Source organism: Azoarcus sp. CIB (assembly GCF_001190925.1).
GTDB lineage: Bacteria > Pseudomonadota > Gammaproteobacteria > Burkholderiales > Rhodocyclaceae > Aromatoleum.
The window spans coordinates 4,973,204-4,993,053 of record NZ_CP011072.1; the positions used below are offsets into that span (position 1 = coordinate 4,973,204).

Sequence of the window (19,850 nt, forward strand, 5' to 3'; positions counted from 1 at the left end):
GCGGCGCACCTCAGCTCAGTTCGAGGATGCGGTCGTGGACTTCGCTGACCTTGAAGGGCTTGCCCTGCACCTTGGTGAGCGGCACGACGTCGCGCAGGAACTGCTCCCGCAGCAGCTTCGAGAGTTGCCCCATATTTAGTTCCGGTACCAGGACTGTCTTGTAGCGCGCCAGCACCTCGCCCAAGTCCGGCGGCAGCGGGTGCAAATGGCGCAGATGCACGTGCGCGACCGAGCGCCCGTCGGCCTCGGCTATTTCGCGCGCCTGCGCGATCGTGCCGTAGGTGCTGCCCCAGCCAACGACGAGGAGCTCGCCGCTCGCCGGCCCCTCGACGCGTGTCGGCGGGATATCCTGCGCAGTACGCGCGACTTTCGCTGCGCGCACCGCAACCATGCGTTGGTGATTCATCGGGTCGTGCGAGATGTTGCCCGACAGGAAGTCCTTTTCGAGGCCGCCGACGCGATGTTCCATCCCGCGCGTGCCCGGCAGCACCCAGGCACGCGCCAGATTCTCGTCGCGCGCATACGGCTGGAAACCTTCCGCATCGGTGCGATAGCGCACTTCGAGTTTCGGCAGACGGGCCACATCGGGGATGCGCCACGGCTCGGCCGCATTCGCAATGCCGCCATCGGTCAGCAGGATCACCGGCGTCATGTATTTGACGGCGATGCGGAAAGCCTCGAGCGCGCAGTCGAAGCAGTCGGAGGGCGAGCGCGCGGAGATGACCGGAATCGGGCACTCGCCGTTGCGCCCGTAGACCGCCTGCAGCAGGTCCGATTGTTCGATCTTCGTCGGCAAACCGGTCGAGGGACCGCCGCGCTGCACGTTGACGATCACCAACGGTAGCTCGAGCATCACTGCGAGGCCCAACGCCTCGGTCTTCAGCGCCATGCCCGGACCGGAGGTCGTCGTCAGGGCGAGCGCGCCACCATAGGCCGCACCGATCGTCGAGCAAATGCCGGCGATTTCGTCCTCGGCCTGGAATGTCGTGACGTCGAAATGCTTCAGCGCCGACAGTTCGTGCAGGATGTCGGTCGCCGGCGTGATCGGGTACGAGCCGAGGAAGAGCCCCACGCCTGAGAGCTCAGATGCGGCGACGAAGCCGAGCGCCGCAGCGTGGTTGCCAGTGATGCTCCGATAGACGCCGGGCTCGGCGGCCGCTTCGCGCACATGGTAGCTCGCGGCGAAGATCTCGGCGGCGTCCGCATACGCGAAGCCGGCACGCAGCGCCTCAACGTTCGCGTCGGCAAATTGGGGGGTCTTCGCGAACTTTTGGTGGATATCGTCGATTTCGTCCTCGATCGACCGGCCATAAAGGCACAGCATCAGGCCGAGCGCGAAATAGTTCTTGCAGCGCGCGACCTCCTTCTTCGACAGCCCCGAGTCCCGCAGCGCCGCGGCGGTCAGTGCCGAGATATCGATGTGGAATATGCGGTAGCCGTCGAGGCTGCCGTCCTCGAGCGGATTAGAGGTATAGCCGGCCTTTACTAGGCTCGCGTCGGTGAAGGCGCCGACGTTAACGATGACGATGCCACCGTGCTTGACGTCGGAAATGTTCGTCCTCAGCGCCGCCGGATTCATTGCGACCAGCGCGTCGGGCGCGTCCCCCGATGTGAACACCTGGCCCGCACCATACTGAATCTGGTAGCCGGACACGCCGAACACCGTTCCGGTCGGAGCACGAATCTCCGACGGGTAATCGGGATGCGTCGCGAAGCCGTGGCCGGCTTTCGCGACCGCTCGCGAAAACTCCGAGCCTGTCAGCTGCATGCCGTCACCGGAGTCGCCGACGAAGCGGATCACGACGCTGTCGAGCGTCTCGACGACACGCTCGCGCAGTCGCTCCGTCCCTGACATGGCGTCGCCGCGCACCGCCTTATTTTCCCGCTCATTTACGAATACATGCTCCAGCTCGGACATACATTCCTCCTCGGTCGAAGCGACGACCTGTGTCACCGCGCACTCGCGGCGTCCCTTCCGCCATTTTGATTGCCTATCAGCTGCTTGAAGCGTACCTGCCTTGATCTTCGTTCAACCTACTGACTTAGCGAACCCCTCTCTTGCCTCGAGCACCAAAAACCGCCCGTGAAGTACGGAACTTGGCGAATGTCGATCCCACTGCTTACAATCGAGCCGCTTTCGCACGCAGTTCAGCCTTCGTTTCGACGTGATCGGGGTCCGCAACAATCGAGTCTACCGGACAGACGTGGACGCATTGCGACTCGTCAAAATGACCTACACATTCTGTGCACAAATTCGGGGCGATCACATAAATATCATTTCCTTGAGTAATCGCCTCGTTCGGGCATTCCGTTTGGCAGGCACCGCAACTAGTGCACTCATCTGTAATCAACAAGGCCATGCATCCCTCTCTCAAAAAGGCGCCGCGTGTTGCGGCTTCTTGCAAAAAACAACCGACTCCGAGACGTGGCGTCCGGTCCAGGCGGCTCGTCCGAGACATCACGCGCCGTCAGACTCTTGTGCGAAGCCCACGCCCGCAGCAACGAACCGTCGGGGCTGAAATGATCTTCCGACATCAGTTCGGCCAATTCGGCGACCACCACCACGCCACCGAACAACTCGCGCATCACGCTCTCCTTGAGGAGTCGATCGAGATTGGCGCTGAACGTCGAGCGATCACATACCGGACCGCCCAGCGTCTTGATCCGGCGCAACGGATGGTCAGGGCCAATTCGGCCTTCGATATTTACGTAGCTGAACAAGGCGTTCTGTCCGTGGTCGATGCCGCGCGTCGGAATAATCAAGCTCGTAATGCGGACGTAATTATATCAACCGCACAATCAGCATCGATGCTGCGAAATACATTAAATTAACACCCTGTTAAAGCCGATTACATCAATGAATGAATGAGTAAGTCGACTCTTGTCGAACCGAAATAGATCCTCTGATTCGATGCAGTCACCTGACATATTTACGGGATAACATCACGCCCAATTTCCGTGCTGCGCGGGTCGTCATCTTCGCTCAACACGTGTTAGCGATTTTTCCAACGCGGAGGCCGCTTTTCCTGAAACGCGAGCAAACCTTCAAGCGCATCAACGCTATTGATGAGGTCTTGCCCACATATCTTTTCGAGTTCGTCGAGGCGTTCCATCACACGGCGTGTCATAGCCCCGCGCGCCGCCTTGACGGCGAAGCGAAGTGCGTTGGTGCTGAGCCCGGCCAGATGTTCATCAAAATAGGCGACCGCGGCAGCCACTGGGTCTTCTGCCACGCAGTTGACGAGCCCGAGCCGCATCGCCTCTGGCGCTGAAACGCTGCGCCCGGAGAACAGCAAATCGTCGGCAGCGCCCTGGCCGATGCGCTCGGGGAGAAGACAACTGGCGGCAGGTGCAAAGAAACCCAACTTGATTTCAGGCTGACCGAATATTGCATCCTCTGCCGCGAAGATCAGACTGCCCGCAAGGGCGACCTCCATTCCCCCACCCAGACACTGGCCGCGCACCGCGACCAGTATCGGGCGCGGGAAATCGAGCATTCGCTTGATTAGGCCGTGAAGTACAGCGAGCATTCCTGTCATCTGATCGGGGAAATGCTCCTCGATGCTCGCGCCGAAGCTGAAGTGCGGCCCAGCATGCTCGAGCAGCACCGCCGACAGATTGCGGTCCTCGGCATGCGCGTCGAGCGCCTGACTGAGCGCTGCGATCATTTGAGCATCGACAATATTAGCTTTAGGACGGTTGAGCCGAAGCCGCAGCAGCTTCGCGCCGCGGTCGAGCCGGACTTCAAGCGGTGTGTCGGTCATCTCTGGGGTCTCCTCAGTTTCTAGTGTGGGGCATCAAGTTGTCGATCAGATCAGGCGTCCAGGGGGCGCCCTTGGCAAGGGCCTGCCGCAGAGCCACGAAATCGATTTCGCGCCCTGCTTCCTTGCTACCTTCGGCAAAAGCGCGAAAACCGGCGCAGGCTTCGGTCATCATGTTCAAAGCGAGCCAGGCGCGGTTGTCTTCCTTGTTGCGGTTCCAGGCCTCGATCTTGGGTTTGCGCAGGGCTTCGAGGCTCTTGGTCAGGCTATCCGGGAACATGGTCACGAACTTGGCGCACAGTTCTTCGACCTTGGCATCGAGCAGGCTCAGGTCAACCTCGCCGAGAGCGAGAAGCGCCTTTCCCTGCAGGAGCGCCTCGCCAGTCTTCGGCTCGCCCAGTACCAATTCTCCGAACTCGTCGACGCAACGGTCGGTGACCACCAACGGATTGGGTACGAAATTGCCGTCCACCTTGAGGGCCGGCACCACGGCAGTGATCATGCCGAGGCGGCGCGCCTTGTGGGCCGAGAGGGACTCGCATAGCGTGCCTACCGCGAGTGCGGCTTCCGCACCGATCATCACCGGCAGGAAGTCCGTCGCCCCGCCGATCATCGCTCCCCCGTGCTTCGGACCGGCGAGTCCGAACAAGGCCAAGTCCTGGGCGATGGTGAAGTCGCAGGCCAATCCCAGTTCCTGAGCGCCGCCGGTGCGCATGCCGTTCACCCGGCAAATCACAGGTTTCTCGCACACCATGACCGCCGACACCGTATCATTGAACAGGCGCATGAATTGGCGGAATTCCTGCGGGTTGCGGGCGTAGTAGCGGGCAAAATCCGTCGCGTTGCCGCCGGTGCAGAACGCTTTGCTGCCCGCGCCTGTCAGGACGACGCTGACGACATCCCGAGCGTTGCTGGCTGTCTTCAACGCCCACTGGATGCCCTTGAGCATGTCGACGCTGTAGGAGTTGAACTGCGCCTGATTGTCGATGGTGATCCAGGCGTGGTAGATACCCTGGGCCAGGTCGCCGCGCGGCGTTCTCGCCGGGCGTTTTTCATAGGCGACGCCCGGCACTACGACGTCGGGAGCCACCCCGTGATCGGTCAACTGCCTGGGTGCCCTGTGGCGCGCAATCTGGTCAGTAACGCTTCTCATGGTCGATTCTCGAATAGCATTCGTCTAGGGAACCAGCACTGCGCGGCGCACCAAGCGGCGGTCGTGTGCCGCCTGGAAGACCTCGTTGATCAGGTCCAGGGGCAACTCCTCCACGAACGGCGCGATCTTCACCTTGTCCTCCAGCACAAGGTCGAGGGCAGGGGCGTAGTTCTTGAGCAGGCATCCCCAGTTGCCGAGCGCGCGGGCATGCAGTGCCATGAAATTGGAAAGCCGCACTTCGACCTTGTCCAGGGTGAAGCCAACCACGCAGAGGGTGCCGCCGCGCACCAGCAGGCTGAAGGCGCTTTCCTGGCCGGCGCGCGTGCCCGAGCACTCGAAGATGGTCCATTCGATGGGGCGCAATCCGCGCTCCCGCGCAAACGCCGCGATGCGCTTCTTCTGTTCGCGGCTGTCGACTTCCCGGGCGTTCAGGGTTAGGGCGGCACCGTAATCGGCAATCATTTTCAGCTTGGCCGGATCGACATCGATCGCGACGACTGTCGCACCCATCGCGCGGGCAATCTGTACGCAATAACCCCCTACCCCACCGACGCCGTTGACGATAGCTATGTCGCCCGGCCCCAAGCCAGATTGCAGCACTGCCTGGTACGGCGTCGTCACAGCATCCGCGACCACGGCCACCGATGCCAGCGACAGCCCGACATCGCGCAGTCGCGACTCGTCGACCGGCACGAGACCTCGAGCTGGCACCCGGATATGCGTGGCGAAGCCTCCATCGATATCGTTGCCAGGCATCCTTTCGTTGCTACAGAGAGTGCCCTTGCCACGTTTGCAGGGATCGCACTCGCCGCATTGGAACATCGCCGGCACGATGACCGCGCGACGCATCCACTCGTCGGCGCCCTTACCGGCCGCCACCACATGGCCGCTGATTTCATGGCCAAGCGTCAATGGCAGCGGATGATTTGTGCGTACCCCATCGTAGTAGAAACCGAGATCGGTGTGACAGACGCCGCAGCCCGCCACTTCGATAACGACCTCGCCCGGTCCAGGAGCGCCCGGGTCGAACAATTCCCGTTCCATAGGCTGGCCGACCGCCTTCATCACCCAGCGATATGCTTGAATCGCCATGAAAGACCTCCACAAATACTAGTTGGCTAGGATGTTGAATATCCCAAAAAAACACAGCCCGCTTCCCCTCACGGGCGCGCCGCGATTACTTTGCTTTGTCGTCCCCGTAGATGTAGAAACCCTTCCCGGACTTCTTCCCCCACTCGCCACGCTCGTACATCTCCTTCAGAAGGCGGTTAGGTTTGGCCGATTCGACGCTGGTCTCTTCGTATTCATCCATACGTGCCAGATACGACACGTCGATTCCGGTCGTATCGAGCAGGCGCAGGGGCCCCATCGGGTGCCCAAGCCCCTTGGTCACGGCAAGATCGATGTCCTCGGCCGAGGCGTAACCCTCCTCGTAGAGGCTGACCGCCTCACGCGTCAGCGCCCGGAAGATGCGGTTGACGATGAACCCCGGGATTTCCTTGCGCAGCACCACCGGGGTCTTTCCGATGCTGCGGCAAAACGCTAGCACCTCTTCAATGATCTCTGCCGGCACAGCGGGATGCACTACGACCTCCACTAGTTCCATCACGAGTGCCGGGTTGAAGAAATGTATGTTAAGCACTCGCTGCGGTCGCGCGGTGACTCCTGCCAAGCGTGAGCCCCGGATATTCGAGCTGTTGGTGCCGAAAATCGTCTGCGGCGGACAAAGTCGATCGAGTGTGCGGAACAGTTCAGCCTTCGGTTCGAATTTTTCGACGATGGCTTCGATTATCAGATCAGCATCGGCGGCAGCGGCCAAGTCCGGCGCCAAATCGAGATTGCCGAGCGCCGTAGCCCTCTGCTCGCTGCTGATGCGCCCCTTGGCGACGCGCTTGTCCAAATGCTCTCGAACGAAGTCCGCCGCCTGCTCCAGACTTTCCTTGCGGCTGTCGTTGAGTACCGTTTTCAGGCCGCTGAGTGCGCACTGCAGCGCTATCTGCCGCCCCATGGCCCCTGCCCCGATGACCGCGATCTTTTCCATGACCTTATTCTCTCAAGAGTGCGCCGGCTTGCGCCCGGCAAATTGGGAGACGCCTTCCTTGCGTTCCTTCGCTGCGTAGCAACCATTGGATATGTCGATATCGAACGACTCGGAATGCTCCATATCGAGCGCATGATCCATGCAGCGCTTGGCACCCCGGACGGCCACTTGGACGTTGCCCCGGATGCATTGCGCCATTTCCAGCGCCTGCGGCATCAGTTCCTCGCCGGAGACGATACGGTTAATCACCCCCATTCGCTCCGCCGCGACCGCGTCGAAGGTGGATGCGGTCAGAATCAGTTCCTTAGCTCGCGCAGCGCCGATCAACTTCGGCAGCTTGCGGCACCCCCCCGCCGCTGGGATCAAACCCCATTTCACCTCAGGCAAACCGAAGGTCGAGCGCGGCGTGGCGAATATCAGGTCGCAGGCCAGTGCGATTTCGAAACCCCCGGCCAAGCAATGGCCATCGACCACGGCGATGGACGGTTTGCGCTTGGCCTCAAACTCGCTGTACATCGGGAACATCTCTTCGAGGCGCAAGACGGCGGCTTCCTCGTCGCTCAGGGTCTGGCGCTCCTTGAGGTCGATGCCGACACAAAAAGCCTTGCCGCCCGAGCCAGCGACGATGATCACATCGACAGCCTCGTCGCTCTCCACGTCCCGAATCGCATCGCGCAGCTTGCGCACCATCGCGCGATTGATGGCGTTCATGGCCTCAGGGCGATTGAGCGTCACGATCGCGATTCCGTCGCTTCGCTTTTTCAGCACGATTTCGTTTGCCATGGCCGTCCCATCAAGATTCGCGGCGGATCACGATGGCTGTGGTGACCCCGCCGCCACCGCAGATCGACGCTACGCCCAATTCGCCGTTCTCGCGCTGCAATATGTTGCCGAGCGTCATTAACAGCCGTGCACCGGACATACCTGTCGGGTGGCTGAGTGCAATCGCCCCCCCGTACACGTTAACCTTGGCTCGGTCCCAGCGGAGCACGCGCTCGTTCGCGAGCATCTGCGCAGCGAATGCCTCGTTGACCTCAATGAAGTCAATGTCGCTCAGCGTCATGCCTGCCTTCTTCAACACCATGGGAATCGCAAGACCGGGCCCATCGCCCATGTGAGCAGGCTCTACTGCAGTCTGCGCCGACGCCACCAGGGAAAACATGGGCGGGCGTCCCAGGAATTTGGCCATAGCGCGCGTGGTCAGCACGATTGCGCAAGCGCCATCGCCCATGCTGCAGGCGTTGCCTGCCGTCACGCTGCCATCTTTCTTGAAGACCGGTTTGAGCTTCGCCAAGCTCTCCAAGCTGGTGTCTGGCCGAATCGCCTCGTCAAGGAAAAGCGTCATTTCGTCCTGGCTTCGTGTCGCCGGCAACGTCACAGGAACGATCTCGCTCGCGGTGAGCCCGCCGCGCCGCGCCTTGGCCGCTCCATCGTGCGAGGCGAGCGCAAACTCGTCCATTTCCTCGCGGGTGATGCCGTACTTGGCCACAAGATTCTCCGCCGTCATGCCCATGCCAAAGCCGCACAAGGGATCGAGCGTATCCGCCCAACCGTCAAGCAGGGTCTTGTCACCGAGCTTGAACCCTTCCCAGCGGACGTTCTTCAGCAAGTACGGCATGGTGCTCATCGATTCCATGCCCCCGGCGACAATGAATCGAGCATTACCGCTGCCAAGCTCCTGGGCGGCGAGCATCACGGATTTCATGCCTGAGGGGCAGGCCATATTGACTGTGAAGGAAGGCGCTTCAACCGGGATGCCGCCCTTCACCGCCGCGGTGCGCGCAGGATTGGGACCATTTCCGGCCTGCCGGCAGTTGGCAAAGATCAACTGGTCAATCTGATCGGAGGGCAGTGCGGCACGCTCGAGAGCCGCCCGAATAGCGATCGCACCCAGTTCCCATACAGGAACTTCGCGCAAGCTGCCGCCAAAACTGCCAAGCGGCGTGCGAGCGGCGCTGATTGCAACAATATCGTTTTCGCTGGTCGTCATTTCCGGTTTCCGGCTACAGCCCATACACGGCCGCAGCGTTCCCGTGCAGGATCTTCTGCGCCACCTTTTCGCTCAGACCGAGGTCGTTCTTGATGCATGCAATGGACTCGCTATGCAGGACGGCCGGGTAATTCGTCCCGTAGATGACCTTGTTCTGGCCGCGGGTCTTCATGAAGTGGATCAGGGTGGGCTCGAGATATTTGGGATGGTGTGCATCGATGCCCAGATAGACGTTCTCGTGCTTCCAGGCGAGCGAGATCATCTCCTCCGTCCAAGGCCATCCCGTATGGGCGCCGATCAGCTTCAGCTCGGGAAAATCAAGCGCGACGATGTCCAGGTAGATCGGACGCCCCAATTCGTTCGGCATATGCTCGGCCGAATGACCCACCTGCATGGACACCGGAATACCCAGCTCGACGCATTTGGCGTACAAGGGGTAGTAGAGGCGATCGTTCAGAGGAATGCCAAAGCCGTAAGTATGGATGTAGACGCCCTTGAACCCGAACTCCTTCACGGCCCGCTCCACCCTGCGTACGCTTTCCAATTTCTGCAGGGGATTGAACCCGCACAGGCCTACCAGGCGATCCGGATATTGACTGACTACGGCATGCACTTCCTCCTCAGTGATGTCCCAGACCATGGTCTTTTTCTGATAGGACATCATGCGGATCGCGGGTATGAACGCCTTGTCGAGACCTGCCTCATCCATCATGGCAATGAACTCGCCGACGGACTTGCCCTGGATGCGCTCTTCCATCCGCCACCACTTGATGAGTCGTAGCATTTCCGGCTGTCCATACCACCACTTATCAATGGCTTCCGACGTGAACAGATTGCAGTGAAAATCGATTGCCATGTTTTCTCCCTCGGTAACCGGCAGCAATTTCGTTATCGACGGACACGCTCGTCCGTTCGGCAGGTCAACGTCATCCCCCGCATGCACGAGGCTAAAGTGCTCGCCGCCAATGCCTTCTTGCGTATACTATACAGTCGGTTTGTCTTGTCAACGTACAGTCCCATTTTTATTACAACACCTAACGATGCGCTCAACCACGTGCGCCCCCTCCCGTCGGAACTGCTCGCCGTAGCAGGTTCCAGCTCCGCTACGGCGGCGGACCAAGGTCGGATTCTCCACTTCAGCGGGCAATGAAACAAACCCAAGAACAACGAAACTGCGCGTCACCTCGCCTGCTTAACGAACACAGCTACAGAATCGCCGAGCACTTCTTTACATCCTGCACAGTTTTCGCTTAAGGCCCTAAGATCGAGCGGCTTCGTTCGAACCTCGAAACCTAGTTCCAGGTAAGAATCAGTGATCTGACGCAGCTGGGATCCATTAGCGTTACAACGCCATTCCCAGCCCTGCTCCTTGAGCCCAACATCTACAGACAAACGACAGCCGAGAACATTGCCCGTGGGTGCGTGGCACCCACCAAGCCGGCTCCCGTCGTCCGCGTGACGGACAACAAGAACCTTTTTACGCCGCTCGGCGATCGGCACCGGAACCTCTCAGCTTCTTCACACGAATGTGACCAAGGATGGCGCAACCCAGCGCGGCGGTAAACTGCGGCATGTCACCTGGCGCGACGTTCGCGTCCAAATTGAGCTCATCGCGAATCGCCTTGGCCATCACGCCCCAGCGCATAATTCCACCGACCAAGGTAATTTGAGGCTCAACATTGATACGCTTCAGCAACTGCACACTGCGCTTGGTCAGCGACATGCCCGCGCCGTACATGATGTCTTCGGGCGGCACGCTGTTGCTCAGGTGATTGATAACCTCCGACTCGGCAAACACGGTACAAACCCCGGAAATGGAGGCAGCTTCCTTGGCGCTGTTCAATAGTCCGTCGATGCCGGCCGTGTCATAGCCCATATAACGCACGGTCTTTTCAAGAAACATGCCGGTACCCGATGCGCACTTGTCGTTCAGGCGAAAGGTTCGAACCTTATGAAAACCGTCAAGGCGACTCGCCTTCATGGTCTGGCCACCAATGTCAAGCACTGTACGCGTCTCAGGAAACAGAAAAACCGCACCCCGGGCCGTGGCGGTCAAATCTGTAACCTGCAAGTCCCGACCGGAATACTGATAGCGACCATAACCAGTGGTAATGCAATAGGCCAGATCGCGCTTATTGATCTTTGCTTGCTCGGCCGTCTCGTTGACCACCAGTTCCGCAGTTCCCTGCAGATCGGCGCCTGTCGGCCTCATATGACGGGCTACAACATTCGAGTCTTCGTCCAGCACGAGCCCTTTTATATACGTGGAACCGATATCCACACCAATCGTATAGACCATAGTTCAAGCCTCCTGTGTCGCCGACTTCTCGCCGGCCTGCAAACTGCCGAGGGCAAAGAGCGCAGCCCCCAGTGCCCCCATGAAATGGCTGTCGTCGCTGACGTTCAGTTTCATTTCGAGCTTTTCCTCCAGCGCCTTGATCATGCCGACATTTTTGGCCACCCCACCAGTGAAGGTGATCTCGGAGGCAATGCCTACGCGGCGCAGCAAGCCGATGGCACGTGCGGCGATAGACTGATGCACGCCCCACAGAATGTCTTCCACCTTCTTGCCTTTTCCCAGCCATGACAAGACCTCGGCTTCGGCAAAAACAGTACACGTGGTGGAGATGCGGACAGGCTTCTCGGACTTGAGCGAAACCTGACCTAGCTCTCCAAGCGGAATGCGTAACGCATCGGCCGCGGCACCCAAAAACCGCCCGGTACCAGCCGCGCATTTGTCGTTCATGCAAAAATCAGTAATCTCCCCATTGGGGGCCACCCGGATCGCCTTGGTGTCCTGCCCCCCCATGTCAATCACCGTCTGCGTACCCGGAAACATGTGGGACGCCCCGCGTCCGTGGCACGAGATTTCGGTTACCTGGCGATCACCGAAGGTTACCTTGTAGCGGCCATACCCGGTCCCGATCACATACCCCACGTGCGACCGCTTAAGCTTCGCACTGGCAAGCGCCTGATCAAAGGCGTTATGTGCTGCCTGGATGACATCGGCACCTGTAAAGATCAGGGCCCGGCCAACAATTTCCTGATCCTCGTTTAGGATAACCGCCTTGGTCTGGGTGGAACCGACGTCCACGCCACCTGTGTATTTCATGCTTGTTTCTCCCGTCTGCGATCAATCGAACATGATGTTTTCAACGAAGGTCTCTAGTTGGATCGCCAACTGGTCGAAGGTATTCTGATTCTCCTCGAATTCTGAAATGAAATAGGGGATTTTAGCCTCCTCCAACGCCTTCGAATAGGCGACCTGTTCCTCTAGACCTGGCTCGCACATCTTGGCCGAAGCAAGGATCACCGTTTCAGCATCAGCGTTGCGCACGCGTTCTAGAAGCATGTGCTCCTTCGGCTTGCGCTGATCGTGCTGTACCGGGCTATAGGACGAGCGATCGATATATGCATCAGCCAAATCGGCAAGAGCATCACCTGAGTCGACCACGTCTTCGACAATGAAACGAAGCCCGATAAAGACGTCGTCATCCACGACATAGCATGAGCGCGTGATGGTTTGAAGCAGGTCGAACGGCGGGGTTTCGCAGAACCCCCCCTCAAGCACGACCCGCATTTTGTCCTGCCGACTCGCCGACCGATCTTTGATCATCGGAATAACCGCTTCCAACAATTCGACAAATTCAGACCGCGGCAGGATACCTGCCAGGCCGACTAGCGCCATCGACTCATCCGCACCCAAGAGCCATGGTTGATTCTTGCGAATGACGTAGAGGTCGCGCATGAGACGGCGCGAATGGTTATAGAGATTGATCGATGCGCGCAGTTCCTGTTCAGTAACTTTGCGCCCAGCGACCGATTCGATATCTCCAAGCAAGCGTCTGTATTCATTCGCGAGATAGCTCTTCGAATGCTTTGAGTTCGGGTTCTGCGGCAAGTACAAAATCTGGCATTTGTAGTCGAAATTTCGCCCCCAAATCGGTGCGAGGTTGCGTGCCGCATCGCAGATCGGGTGGGTAACAAACAGATCCAGCTCAATGTCCCTTGTAAGCGCAATATCGAGGGAAGTCTTGATGATAGAGCACAGATATGAACCGAAATGAGACTCGGATTCATTACCATCTGTCTGCGCACCGCGGATGCGTACGGGCAATAATCCAGCGGCGTGCGCGATCTCTTCCGGGAAATACACCTGAAAGTGACCGATGACACGGCCGCCGTCTGCACGCCAGGCTTTGACCGTGGGATATGCGGGATCCTCGACCAACTCACGACAGAGGTCGAAGATTTCTTTGAGAGGCTTACCCTCCCAACCGGTGAAGTATTTCTTTGCCATTGACTACTCCATTTCTCTGGTTAGGCGGACGCCGTCTGTTGCTGGCGACGGGAAATGAGACCTTCGAAAAAGGCATCAACGCGATTTCTCATCGGCGCTTCGGCCACCACATCGGGATCAACCAGATCCGACTCGATAAATAGGGTCGGCAGTCCCATTTCGTTCGCAACAATGCGGCGCATGTCCGCCTGGCCGGTAGAAACGGTACGACAACTCTTGACCGGATGGAAAACTACGCCGTCAAGCCCGAGCTCCGGAGCCAGTTTCTTTAGGTTATCGGACTCGTGAAACACGCTATCGGAACCCGACGCATGCATGATCAGTTGCCCTTCCGCGTAGCTGTCGATCGGGTCATTGAGATCGTACTGATAACCGGTCAACGCACCAGTCGAGGCGAAATCGAGGTACGACGAATATACGAATACGCCCCCCCACCTTGAGAACATCTCATTAAATTGCCGATAGATTGGATAGCAAGGTGTGCCGACGAGAGCGAGACGAAAGGTCTGCTTCATCGGCACGGTACCTTCGGTGCTCTTATCCAGCGCGCCAATACCATGCGCGACGCGATATTCTAGCTCTTCGACAAGATCCTTGAAGTACTTACTGGCAACCTCGGTGCCACGCAAGGCGTTGGCAACACCCATGTAAATATTCCCATCCGTCAACGCATTGAACACGGCAGGTTTGTTTCTGTTGAGTTCGAGAACCCGCTTCAAACCAGCGTTTACGTCATTCGAAAACGCGAGAATCTGTCGAAACTTGTCGATGTCGAATTTCTTGCCTGTAATTCTCTCACAAACGCTAATGGCTTCCTCGATCTGCCCCTTAAGGTAGGCTTTTTCGTACTCGAATTTCTGCGTTCCGCGTTTCGGCTTTTCTCCGGCTGAGCGCGTCATCGGATAATCGAGATTAATCATCGGACAGTCATAGGTCCGCTCCCAGATCTCACCCCACTTTATAAATGTATTGCAGTAGTTATTGATCATGCCGATTTTTGGTTTCGGGATTTTCCCCATCGGATGCTCGCCATTTCGGCGCTGAAGTGCTACGCCGATTTTCACATATCCGCAGATGTCAGGCGAATAGCCGTAATCTTCCGCGTCATCGATATAGTCGCGGGAAACATTTCGAAACGCGGTCTGCAGAGAATTGATTTCCGGAAAAGTCGCAGGAATATCGAAGGTCCGAAGAATTTCGATTACATTCCCGGCGATAAAACAGTAGGCGGCTCCCTCTCCTCGCTTGGCGACCTCGGTCAAACTGTCGAACCACTCTCGGAACAAACGTGCGCCATCGTACACTCCTCGTCCGACAAGGACTTTTCCTTCGCCGGTCGTCTGGGTCGCTAAAGTCATTTGACGTTCTCCTCCTCACTTGTTTAATGGAAACGCGCTTCGCCCGCTTTCCGCGTTCACTTCCGCTTTGATACCGTCAGAGCATCGAGAGGCGCAGGCTCCCGCGGCTCTTCCACTCCGCACAACATACCAGCTGCCCAGTATCTAACAGCAAAATCTTGTTGCTGTCAACCGCATTTAGTGCGCCTGTAGGGAGCACATAAACTGTCCGAACTTGTAGCACGTGTCTGATCACAACGTAGAGAGTCACGGAAGGATGAGGTCGTGGAGCACTTACCGTAATACCATCTCCTCGCCATGCGCCGTCCATGCTCTCAAAGGTCCTTTTCCCATTTTCCTCCCTCCGATTTCGAGGTCTTCCGTATCAGTCGTTGACACATACCAGCCAGCCGGTATATGGTAGCCGCATGTGGGGACCGGGGCTGTCAGACCTTTTGTTGGCGAGCTCGCGGAAACGCCGTTTTCCGCAATGACTGAATTTCCCCCGACATAGTGCCGCGCGCAGGGGCGCCGGTGCCCGTCTTCATCGTCCAGGAGGGAGAGATGACTGCACAGAAAAAAACGAGCCGTCGGGATTTTCTCAAGGCAACCGGAATTATCACCGCCGGCACGCTGCTGCCCGCCCACTTTGCCATTGGCAATACCGCCAAGATCAAGGTTGGTCTGATGCTCCCTTACACCGGCACGTTCGCGCCACCGGGCAATAGCATCACCAACGCTTTTAAGTTGTACATCGCCGAACAGGGCGGCAGGCTGGCCGGCCGCGAGGTTGAGTACGTTGTAGTCGACGACGAGTCCGATCCCGCTAAGGCCCCCGAGAATACTCACCGGCTCATCGTGCGTGACAAGGTCGATTTCTTGGTCGGAACCGTGCATTCGGGCGTCGCCATGGGCATGGTGAAGGTGGCGCGCGAAGCAGGCACGATCACCATTATTCCGAACGCCGGTACCGACGCAGCCACTGGCCCCATGTGCGCGCCCAACATTTTCCGTGCCTCGTTCTCCACATATCAGACGGCCTTCCCCATGGGCAAGGTCATGGTCGAACGGGGACACAAGCGCGTGGCCATCATCACATGGAAGTACGCCTTCGGCGAGGAATCCGCACGCGCTTTCAAAGAAGGCTATGAAGCCGCGGGGGGCAAGATCGTCAAGGAAATGTTCCTGCCTTTCCCCAACGTCGAGTTCCAGGCGTATCTCACTGAAATCGCGGCCCTCAAACCCGACGCGGTGTTCGTATTTTTCGCTGGTGCGGGCGCAGTAAAGTTCGTCAAGGACTACGCCGCGGCGGGACTCAAGAACACCATTCCCCTCTACGGTTCAGGATTCCTTACCGACGGAACACTCGCCGCCCAAGGCGACTCAGCCGAGGGAGTCCATACCACGTTGCACTACGCCGACGACTTGGGGACTCCACGCGACAATGCTTTCCGCGTGGCCTACAGGAAGGCCTACGGATACGATCCCGACGTGTACGCGGTGCAGGGTTACGACACCGCGCAACTGCTGGCGGCTGGCCTCGACCCAGTCAAGGGCGACGCGGGCGCAAGAGCGGAGATCATCGCGGCCATGGAAAAGGCCACGATCGACAGCCCACGCGGCAAGTTTACGATGTCCAGAGCGCATAACCCGATCCAGGACATCTATCTGCGCAAGGTCGAGGGGGGGCAGAACCGGGTGGTGGGGATAGCGGCCAAGGCTCTCGCCGACCCGGTACGCGGTTGCAAGATGGCATGACGCCATCACCCCGGATTCCGATCCGGGCACGTGACGCCCCCGGCGGCGCGGTCGCCGGGGGCGCTGACCACGAGGCTCCGTGCCTCATCAAAGGATGCGCGGAAATGGATGTCTACACGTTTCTGATCCAGGTACTGAATGGGCTGCAGTATGGGCTACTGCTGTTTCTGGTGGCCAGCGGGCTGACCATGATCTTCGGCATCATGGGTATCATCAACCTCGCCCATGGCAGCTTTTACATGATCGGCGCCTACCTTGCATGGGCGTTCGCTGCCGCGACAGGCAGCCTGTTCAGTGCCATTCTCTTGGGGCTTGTGGTAAGTACCCTGATAGGGGTGATCCTCGAGTGGACCGTTTTCCGGCGGCTCTACCACCGTGACCACCTCTACCAGGTGTTACTCACCTTCGGACTCATCATGATCTTCGAAGAGTTGCGCAGCATGACCTTCGGTGATGATGTGCACAGCGTGGCAATCCCCGCCGTGTTCAGTGCGGCGATCCCACTCACGGACACCCTAAGCTATCCGGTCTATCGGCTGGTGATTTCGGCAACCTGCCTAGTAGTCGCCATGCTGATCTACTGGCTCATCCAACACACCAGACTAGGCATGATGATCCGCGCCGGTGCATCCAACCGGGAAATGGTCCAAGTGCTGGGAATCGACATCAAACTCGTTTACACGCTTGTGTTCGCTCTGGGGCTCGCCCTAGCGGCCTTCGCCGGCATGATCGCCGCACCTATCTCTACCGTTTACCCGAACATGGGGGGGCAGATCCTGATCATCTCCTTCGTTGTGGTAGTCGTCGGCGGCATCGGCTCGGTCAAGGGGACACTACTTGCGGCACTGATGATTGGCATGGCCGACACGTTTGGCAAGATCGTATTACCCCAGATCGCCAGCATGTCCGCATACCTGCTAATGGCCGCCGTTCTTCTGTGGCGCCCCCGAGGCTTGTTTGCTGTGGGCGGGCGCTGACATGACTCAACAGTTGCGACGCTTCTTTCTGTTTTCCGCTGTGGCGGGGCTCGCAATCTATCCTCTCTACGGGGGCGAGTTCTATATCCAGCTTCTGACCAAGATCATGGTCATGGCTGTCTTCGCCATGAGCCTCGACCTGTTGGTGGGCTACGCCGGCTTGGTCAGCCTCGGTCACGCCGCATTCTTCGGTGTCGCCGGCTACGTTGCAGCCTTGCTTATGCCCCAATACGAGGCGGGCAATGTGTGGCTGACGCTGCCCGCCGCCCTGTGTGCCGCCACATTACTCGCGCTTGTCGTTGGCGCTCTGGCGCTGAGAACGTCGGGCGTGTACTTCATCATGGTGACGCTGGCGTTAGCCCAGATGCTCTATTACTTTGTCCACGACGCAGAGTTCGCCGGCGGATCGGATGGCATGCTCATCATGTTGAAGCCCGAAGCGGTGATATTCGGATGGAAGCCCTTCGACCTCAACAGTCCGGCCCACTTCTACTACGTGGTTCTGGCAGTGATGCTTGGAGTCTACTTTCTGTTGCGGGCTGTGCTGCGATCGAGCTTTGGCCACGCCTTGGCAGGCATCAAGTCCAACGAGCACCGCATGCGTTCGCTGGGTTTTCCGGTCTATCGTTACAAGCTCGCCGCCTTTACCCTCGCCGGCACCGTGGCCGGCTTGGCCGGCTATCTGGGCGCGCTGCAGTTCGGCTTCGTCAACCCGGAGTTGCTGGGCTGGCACCAGTCGGGCAACGTCCTGATGATGGTGATCCTGGGCGGCATGGGTAGCCTCACGGGGCCTGTCACGGGAGCGTTCACCCTAGTGCTGCTTCAAGAGTTCTTAACCGGCCTCACCAAGCATTGGCAAGTCCTGATGGGCAGCTTCATCGTGCTGGTTGCGTTGATGCTTCCCCATGGCCTGAGTGGCTTTTCCCTTACACGATACCGATTGAGGGCGCACACCGATACTCGAACCACACCGGAAAAGGACCATGTCTGAACCCATTCTTCGCACCACCGAGTTGACCAAGCACTTTGGTGGGCTTGCCGCAGTCAACCAAGTGTCCCTCGACTTTTACGCGGGGCAAGTGCACGCGCTGCTCGGCCCCAATGGGGCGGGCAAGTCCACCTTCATCAACCTTCTCTCGGGCGATCTAAAGCCAAGCGGTGGAGAAGTGAGCCTGGCCGGGTGCGCGATCGAGGGACTGTCTCCGGAGAAAATTTCGCGCATGGGCGTGGGGCGAACCTACCAGAAGACGAATATCTTTCCCGCATTTACGGTATTCGAGAACGCGCGCCTTGCTGCCCAGTCGCGCCGCCCGCATGCGTTTCACCTGTTCCGCCACGCACTCGCTTGTGGCGACACCTTGGAACTGGCCGAGAAGGTGCTTGCCATGGGGGAGCTGACACACCGCAGGAATGACATGGCAGCCATACTGTCCCATGGCGAGCAGCGCCAACTCGAAATCGCCATGGCGCTCGCCACTGAACCCCAGGTGCTATTGCTTGATGAACCCTTGGCCGGAATGGGGGCCACGGAGTCGGCGGCCATGGTGCGGTTGCTCAAGAAACTCGCAGAGGATCACGCGATTTTACTGGTCGAACACGACATGGATGCCGTGTTTGCGGTCGCCGATGTCGTGACTGTCATGGTCAACGGCACAGTGCTGGAGTCGGGCAGCCCCGGGGCAATCCGTGCGAGTGCCGCCGTTCAGGAAGCCTATCTCGGTGCAGAGGAGGATGAGAGCCATGAACCACTCGTTGCTTGAAGCTCGCGGGATCCATACTTATTATGGCGCTAGTCACATCCTCCGTGGCATTGACTTTACGGTGCGCCGCGGCGAGACGGTCGGTCTAATGGGCCGAAACGGCATGGGTAAAACAACGCTGTTGAAGACGCTGATGGGGGTCGTGCCCTCGCACAAGGGCGAGATCCGGATCAACGGTCACGTCACTACCCGCTCCCAGCCGTGTCGAATTGCTCGCCACGGCGTCGCATACGTGCCGGAGGGGCGGGGAATTTTCCCTAACCTCTCGGTGCGCGAGAATCTCGTCATGGCAGCCCGGCCCGGCGTGGGCGGTCGGCGGGACTGGACCTTCGAGCGTGCACTGAAAACTTTCCCGCGTCTTGGTGAACGGCTAGGCCATGGCGGCGGACAGCTTTCGGGCGGCGAGCAGCAGATGCTGACCATCGGCCGCGCATTGATGACCAATCCGGACCTGCTCATTCTCGACGAGGCTACCGAAGGGTTAGCGCCAATCATCTGCCGCGAGATCTGGACTGTAATTGGTGCCATCAGGGACACCGGTATCGCCACGATCATCGTCGACAAGAACTTTCGCGCCATCTCGTCGATCACCGATCGCAATGTAATTCTGGTGAAAGGCAACGTGGTGTTCGAGGGCGACCGCGAGGCGCTACGGTCGCAACCGGAAGTGTTGAAAAATTTTCTCGGCGTTTGAGGCCCCGCCCAAGTTTTCATTATCTCTAGTACCGGCAAAGAAGGGCCAAACAGATCTATTGCATACTATCCGGTTAGTA

19 protein-coding genes are annotated in these 19,850 nt (G+C 58.8%); 5 read left to right on the forward strand and 14 right to left on the reverse strand.

Annotation, left to right across the window (positions count from 1 at the left end; all coding sequences use genetic code 11):
• Positions 1–10: 10 nt before the first annotated feature.
• From AzCIB_RS22330 to AzCIB_RS22390, 14 genes are all read right to left on the reverse strand, one after another.
• Positions 11–1,918: a 2-oxoacid:acceptor oxidoreductase subunit alpha gene (locus AzCIB_RS22330; protein ID WP_083447105.1), complete on the reverse strand. Its 1,908-nt coding sequence runs from the start codon at positions 1,916–1,918 to the stop codon at positions 11–13.
• A gap of 202 nt (positions 1,919–2,120) precedes the next feature.
• Complete coding sequence (locus tag AzCIB_RS23970) at positions 2,121–2,360, reverse strand: YfhL family 4Fe-4S dicluster ferredoxin (protein ID WP_083447106.1); 240 nt, start codon at positions 2,358–2,360, stop codon at positions 2,121–2,123.
• Positions 2,338–2,763 (reverse strand): hypothetical protein, encoded by a 426-nt coding sequence (locus AzCIB_RS23975; protein WP_174718469.1) that lies wholly within the window; start codon positions 2,761–2,763, stop codon positions 2,338–2,340. Before AzCIB_RS23975 ends, AzCIB_RS23970 begins: the two co-directional genes overlap by 23 nt.
• A gap of 230 nt (positions 2,764–2,993) precedes the next feature.
• Positions 2,994–3,764, reverse strand: coding sequence for a cyclohexa-1,5-dienecarbonyl-CoA hydratase (locus AzCIB_RS22340; RefSeq protein ID WP_050417915.1), 771 nt, complete (start codon positions 3,762–3,764; stop codon positions 2,994–2,996).
• A 13-nt stretch (positions 3,765–3,777) separates the two neighbouring features.
• Positions 3,778–4,914, reverse strand: coding sequence for a 6-oxocyclohex-1-ene-1-carbonyl-CoA hydratase (gene oah / locus AzCIB_RS22345; RefSeq protein WP_050417916.1), 1,137 nt, complete (start codon positions 4,912–4,914; stop codon positions 3,778–3,780).
• Between the two features lie 24 nt (positions 4,915–4,938).
• Positions 4,939–6,006: a 6-hydroxycyclohex-1-ene-1-carbonyl-CoA dehydrogenase gene (gene had / locus AzCIB_RS22350; protein ID WP_050417917.1), complete on the reverse strand. Its 1,068-nt coding sequence runs from the start codon at positions 6,004–6,006 to the stop codon at positions 4,939–4,941.
• Positions 6,007–6,091: 85 nt separating this feature from the next.
• Positions 6,092–6,955: a 3-hydroxyacyl-CoA dehydrogenase family protein gene (locus tag AzCIB_RS22355; protein WP_050417918.1), complete on the reverse strand. Its 864-nt coding sequence runs from the start codon at positions 6,953–6,955 to the stop codon at positions 6,092–6,094.
• A gap of 12 nt (positions 6,956–6,967) precedes the next feature.
• Positions 6,968–7,738: an enoyl-CoA hydratase/isomerase family protein gene (locus tag AzCIB_RS22360; protein ID WP_050417919.1), complete on the reverse strand. Its 771-nt coding sequence runs from the start codon at positions 7,736–7,738 to the stop codon at positions 6,968–6,970.
• Positions 7,739–7,748: 10 nt separating this feature from the next.
• Positions 7,749–8,945 (reverse strand): thiolase family protein, encoded by a 1,197-nt coding sequence (locus tag AzCIB_RS22365; protein ID WP_050417920.1) that lies wholly within the window; start codon positions 8,943–8,945, stop codon positions 7,749–7,751.
• Positions 8,946–8,958: 13 nt separating this feature from the next.
• Entirely contained in the window at positions 8,959–9,801 is an 843-nt protein-coding gene (locus AzCIB_RS22370) for an amidohydrolase family protein (protein WP_050417921.1), read from the reverse strand.
• 621 nt (positions 9,802–10,422) lie between these two features.
• Positions 10,423–11,244, reverse strand: coding sequence for an acyl-CoA dehydratase activase (locus tag AzCIB_RS22375; RefSeq protein WP_050417922.1), 822 nt, complete (start codon positions 11,242–11,244; stop codon positions 10,423–10,425).
• Positions 11,245–11,247: 3 nt separating this feature from the next.
• Positions 11,248–12,057 carry an acyl-CoA dehydratase activase gene (locus AzCIB_RS22380; RefSeq protein ID WP_050417923.1) on the reverse strand — a complete coding sequence of 270 codons (810 nt, stop codon included), beginning with the start codon at positions 12,055–12,057 and terminating at the stop codon, positions 11,248–11,250.
• A gap of 21 nt (positions 12,058–12,078) precedes the next feature.
• The gene (locus AzCIB_RS22385; RefSeq protein WP_050417924.1) at positions 12,079–13,245 is read right to left on the reverse strand and encodes a 2-hydroxyacyl-CoA dehydratase subunit D; all 1,167 of its coding nucleotides are present in this window, start codon (positions 13,243–13,245) and stop codon (positions 12,079–12,081) included.
• A 20-nt stretch (positions 13,246–13,265) separates the two neighbouring features.
• A complete protein-coding gene (locus tag AzCIB_RS22390) occupies positions 13,266–14,603 on the reverse strand; it encodes a 2-hydroxyacyl-CoA dehydratase subunit D (protein ID WP_050417925.1) in 1,338 nt (445 codons plus the stop codon).
• 543 nt (positions 14,604–15,146) lie between these two features.
• On the opposite strand from AzCIB_RS22390, the gene AzCIB_RS22395 reads away from it, so the two are divergent.
• The 5 genes from AzCIB_RS22395 (at position 15,147) to AzCIB_RS22415 (ending at position 19,771) form a co-directional block, all read left to right on the forward strand.
• Complete coding sequence (locus AzCIB_RS22395; protein ID WP_050418513.1) at positions 15,147–16,340, forward strand: ABC transporter substrate-binding protein; 1,194 nt, start codon at positions 15,147–15,149, stop codon at positions 16,338–16,340.
• Positions 16,341–16,444: 104 nt separating this feature from the next.
• Positions 16,445–17,317, forward strand: coding sequence for a branched-chain amino acid ABC transporter permease (locus tag AzCIB_RS22400; RefSeq protein WP_050417926.1), 873 nt, complete (start codon positions 16,445–16,447; stop codon positions 17,315–17,317).
• 1 nt (position 17,318) lies between these two features.
• Entirely contained in the window at positions 17,319–18,308 is a 990-nt protein-coding gene (locus AzCIB_RS22405) for a branched-chain amino acid ABC transporter permease (RefSeq protein ID WP_083447181.1), read from the forward strand.
• The gene (locus AzCIB_RS22410) at positions 18,301–19,077 is read left to right on the forward strand and encodes an ABC transporter ATP-binding protein (protein ID WP_050417927.1); all 777 of its coding nucleotides are present in this window, start codon (positions 18,301–18,303) and stop codon (positions 19,075–19,077) included. Before AzCIB_RS22405 ends, AzCIB_RS22410 begins: the two co-directional genes overlap by 8 nt.
• Positions 19,058–19,771: an ABC transporter ATP-binding protein gene (locus tag AzCIB_RS22415; protein WP_050417928.1), complete on the forward strand. Its 714-nt coding sequence runs from the start codon at positions 19,058–19,060 to the stop codon at positions 19,769–19,771. Before AzCIB_RS22410 ends, AzCIB_RS22415 begins: the two co-directional genes overlap by 20 nt.
• Positions 19,772–19,850: the final 79 nt, after the last annotated feature.